Source organism: Amycolatopsis sp. NPDC051061 (assembly GCF_040682935.1).
GTDB lineage: Bacteria > Actinomycetota > Actinomycetes > Mycobacteriales > Pseudonocardiaceae > Amycolatopsis.
Genome location: NZ_JBFBBZ010000020.1, coordinates 1 through 3,415, shown reverse-complemented (window position 1 = coordinate 3,415; position 3,415 = coordinate 1). Strand labels below are relative to the sequence as shown.

Genomic DNA, 3,415 nt, shown 5'->3' with positions numbered 1-3,415 from the left:
AGGAGAACGCCATGACCGAAGACCTCGCGGTCGCCGCACCGGCCCCGGCCACCGTTACCAGTCCGGCCAAAAGCAGGCCGGCCCTCGCGCGCAACGTAACCGTTGCTACGAAGCCATTCGGCCGTGACCGTGGTCGGACTGGCAACGATCAGCACAGTACCGACCCGCGCGCGGGCAGCTTCCGCGTCGACGCCCACCACGGCGAGATCCTGCAAGGGGTGTTCGTCGCCGGCGGCCGGCTCCGCCGCGGCCTGGTTACGCTGCCGTGCCCGCTCTACAGCACCCGCGCCACGTTCCTGCCCACCGAAGACAGCGGCACGACCGTCCGGCCCGCGTGGCGCACCAAGGCCCGCCGCGCCGCCGACCTCACCCTGGCGCGGCTCGGCCACCCGATCCCCGGCGGGCTGCTCGACATCACCAGCGACATCCCGCTGTGCCGCGGGTTCGGCTCCTCGACCGCGGACGTGACGTCGGCGATCGGCGCGGTCCTGGCCGCGACCGGACGGCGGCTCTCGCCCGCCGAGGTCGGCGCGCTGGCCGTCGAAGCCGAGACGGCGTCCGACTCGCTGATGTACGGCGGCCGCGCGGTGGTCTTCGCTCACCGCGAAGGCGAGCCGATCGAGGACCTGGGAGAGCTGATGCCGTTGTCCGTACTGGGGTTCGGCACCAGCCCCGGCGGCCGCGGCGTCGACACCCTGGAACTCCCGCCCGCGCGCTACACGTCGTGGGAGATCGAGGCGTTCCGGCCGCTGCGCGGCCTGCTCCGGCGCGCCGTACGCGACGGCGACGCGGGCCTGCTCGGCCGCGTCGCCACCGCCAGCACCCTGCTCAACCAGCGGCACCTGCCGATCCCCGTGCTGGACGACGTCCTCGCCGTCGCCCGCGCCGCCGGGGCCGCCGGCGTGCAGGTCGCCCACAGCGGCGACGTCGCCGGCCTGATCTTCGACGCGACCGACGCCGAGACCCCGGCGCGGCTGGAATTCGCCGCGACGCGGCTCGACGTGACCGAGACCTGGCAGTTCGAAACCGAGAGGTGAGTCCGATGACCCTTGCCACACCCGTGAGCCGGTCCGTCGTGGAGGCGACTGAGCTGCCCCGGATCATCCGCATCCGGCCCCACTTCCACGTGGCCGCCTTCGGCCTGATGAAGCTGCTGCCCGCCCGGTTCATGCTCGACCGCGCCGAAGAACGCGGCGAAGTCGGCCCGGGCACGACCGTGCTCGAGACGTCGTCGGGAACCTTCGGCCTCGGCCTCGCCATGGTCTGCCGGCTGCGCGGCTACCCGCTCACGATCGTCGGCGACCCGGCGATCGACGCCCCCTTGAAACGCCGCCTCGAGCACCTCGGCGCCCGCGTCGAGATCTGCCCCGAGCCCAGCCCGGTGGGCGGGTTCCAGCGCGCCCGGCTCGACCGTCTCGAGGAGCTGCGCGCGGAGTACCCGAACCACTGGGTCCCGGGCCAGTACCGCAATCCCGACAACCCGCGGTCGTACGCACTCGTGGCCGAGCAGCTCGCCGAGACCATCGGCGTGCCCGACTGCCTGGTCGGCGCGGTCGGCTCCGGCGGTTCGACGTCCGGGACGAGTTCGTTCCTGCGGATGCTCGTCCCCGACCTGACGCTCATCGGCGTCGACACCCAGCGCAGCGCCATCTTCGGCCAGGAGGACGGGCCGCGCGTGCTGCGCGGGCTCGGCAACAGCCTGGTGCCGCCCAACGTCGATCACTCGAGCTACGACCAGGTGCACTGGATCGGCGCGGCCGAGGCGTTCGCCGCGACGCGCGAGCTGTACGCGCGGCACTGCCTGTTCATGGGCCCGACCAGCGGCGCGTCGTTCAAGGTCGCGGACTGGTTCTCGCGCCGGAACCCGGACGCCACGGTCGTCGCGCTGCTGCCGGACGAGGGCTACCGCTACCAGGACACGGTGTACTCCGACGAGTGGCTGCGCGCGCAGGGGCTGGCACACGCGGGCGCGGCCGAGCCGTACGAGGTCGTCGCGCCCGCCGAGCCGGGCGGCTCGTGGACGTGGCTGAACTGGGGCCGGCGCTCGCTGGCCGACGCGTCGTGACGCGCACGCTGCTGCTCGTCGAGAGCAACACGACCGGCACCGGGCGGCTGTTCGCGCGGCAGGCCCGGTCCCTCGGGTACGAGCCGGTGCTGGCCGCGGCCGACCCTTCGCGCTACCCGTACGCGGCCGAGGACGGCGTGCGCGTCGTCCGCTGTGACACGGCGGACGCGTGCGCGGTGCTGGCTGTGCTGGATTCGGGGATCGGCGAGCCGGCCGGGGTGACGAGCAGCTCGGAGTACTACATCCCGGTGGCGGCCCGGATCGCGGCGAAGCTGGGCCTGCCCGGGCCGGATCCGGTCGCGGTGACCGACTGCCGCAACAAGGCCCACCAGCGGACGGTTCTCGGGGCTCCCTGCACGGTGGCGACGTCGGTGGCCGAGGCGGTCGCGGCGGCGGTCGAGTTCCCGGTGGTGCTCAAGCCGGCCGAGGGGTCGGGGAGCGTCGGGGTGCTGCGCTGCGAGACGCCCGACGCGGTGGCCGCCCAGGCGGCGGCGCTGCTTTCGGTGACGCACAACGAACGCGGGCTGCCGGTGCCGGCGCAGGTGCTGGTGGAGCCGTACGCGAGCGGGCCGGAGTACTCGGTGGAGCTGTTCGGCGACGTCGTCGTCGCGGTGGTGCGCAAGCACCTCGGACCGGCGCCGTTCTTCGTCGAAGTGGGCCACGACGTCCCGGCCGCGCTGCCCCCGGCGGACGAGACGGCGTTGATCGACACGGCCCGCGCGGCGGTGACGGCGCTGGGTCTCGGCTTCGGCGCGGCGCACGTCGAGATCCGGCTGACCCCGTCCGGGCCGTGGTTGATGGAGGTCAACCCGCGTCCGGCGGGCGGCATGATCCCGGAGCTGGTCCGCGCGGCGACCGGCGTCGACTTGGTGGCGGCGCAGGTTTCGGCGGTGCTGGGCCTACCGCCCGACCTGCGGGCGACCCGGCGCAAGTGCGCCTCGCTCCGCTTTCTCACCGCGACGGCGACCTCGGTCGTCGGAGCGGGGGACGCGGTCGCGAAGGCGTCCACGGTGCCCGGTGTCGCCGAAGCCCGCCTTGATCGCGCGGACGGCACGGTGGTCCGCCCGGCCCGCGACTACCGCGACCGAGCTGGACACGTCCTCGCGGTGGCAGACCGCCCCCGGGGCGCCCGCGCGGCCGCGGTGGCGGGACTCGGCCGGCTGCGGGCGGCCCTGGTTCCCGCCCCGAAGGGAGAGTCTCGATGACCCTGCGGTTCCTCATCACCACAGTGGCGCAAACCGCTCGCGCCGATCGCCGCGCCCACGTCGCGAATGACTCATTCGGGGCGCCGGAGGTCGCGAATGAGTCATTCGCGACCTCCGGGCGAGCCCCCGTATCCCCCCCCGTCAC

At 74.0% G+C, this 3,415-nt stretch carries 3 protein-coding genes; all 3 read left to right on the top strand.

What is annotated here, in order from left to right:
- The first annotated feature begins 11 nt into the window (after positions 1–11).
- The 3 genes from AB0N03_RS25905 to AB0N03_RS25895 are packed head-to-tail and all read left to right on the top strand — an operon-like array spanning position 12 to position 3,270.
- Positions 12–1,037 (top strand): kinase, encoded by a 1,026-nt coding sequence (locus AB0N03_RS25905; protein WP_364376748.1) that lies wholly within the window; start codon positions 12–14, stop codon positions 1,035–1,037.
- A 5-nt stretch (positions 1,038–1,042) separates the two neighbouring features.
- Positions 1,043–2,065, top strand: coding sequence for a pyridoxal-phosphate dependent enzyme (locus AB0N03_RS25900; RefSeq protein WP_364376745.1), 1,023 nt, complete (start codon positions 1,043–1,045; stop codon positions 2,063–2,065).
- Positions 2,062–3,270 carry an ATP-grasp domain-containing protein gene (locus AB0N03_RS25895; protein ID WP_364376742.1) on the top strand — a complete coding sequence of 403 codons (1,209 nt, stop codon included), beginning with the start codon at positions 2,062–2,064 and terminating at the stop codon, positions 3,268–3,270. The genes AB0N03_RS25900 and AB0N03_RS25895 overlap by 4 nt, the downstream gene beginning before the upstream one ends.
- Positions 3,271–3,415 lie beyond the last annotated feature (145 nt).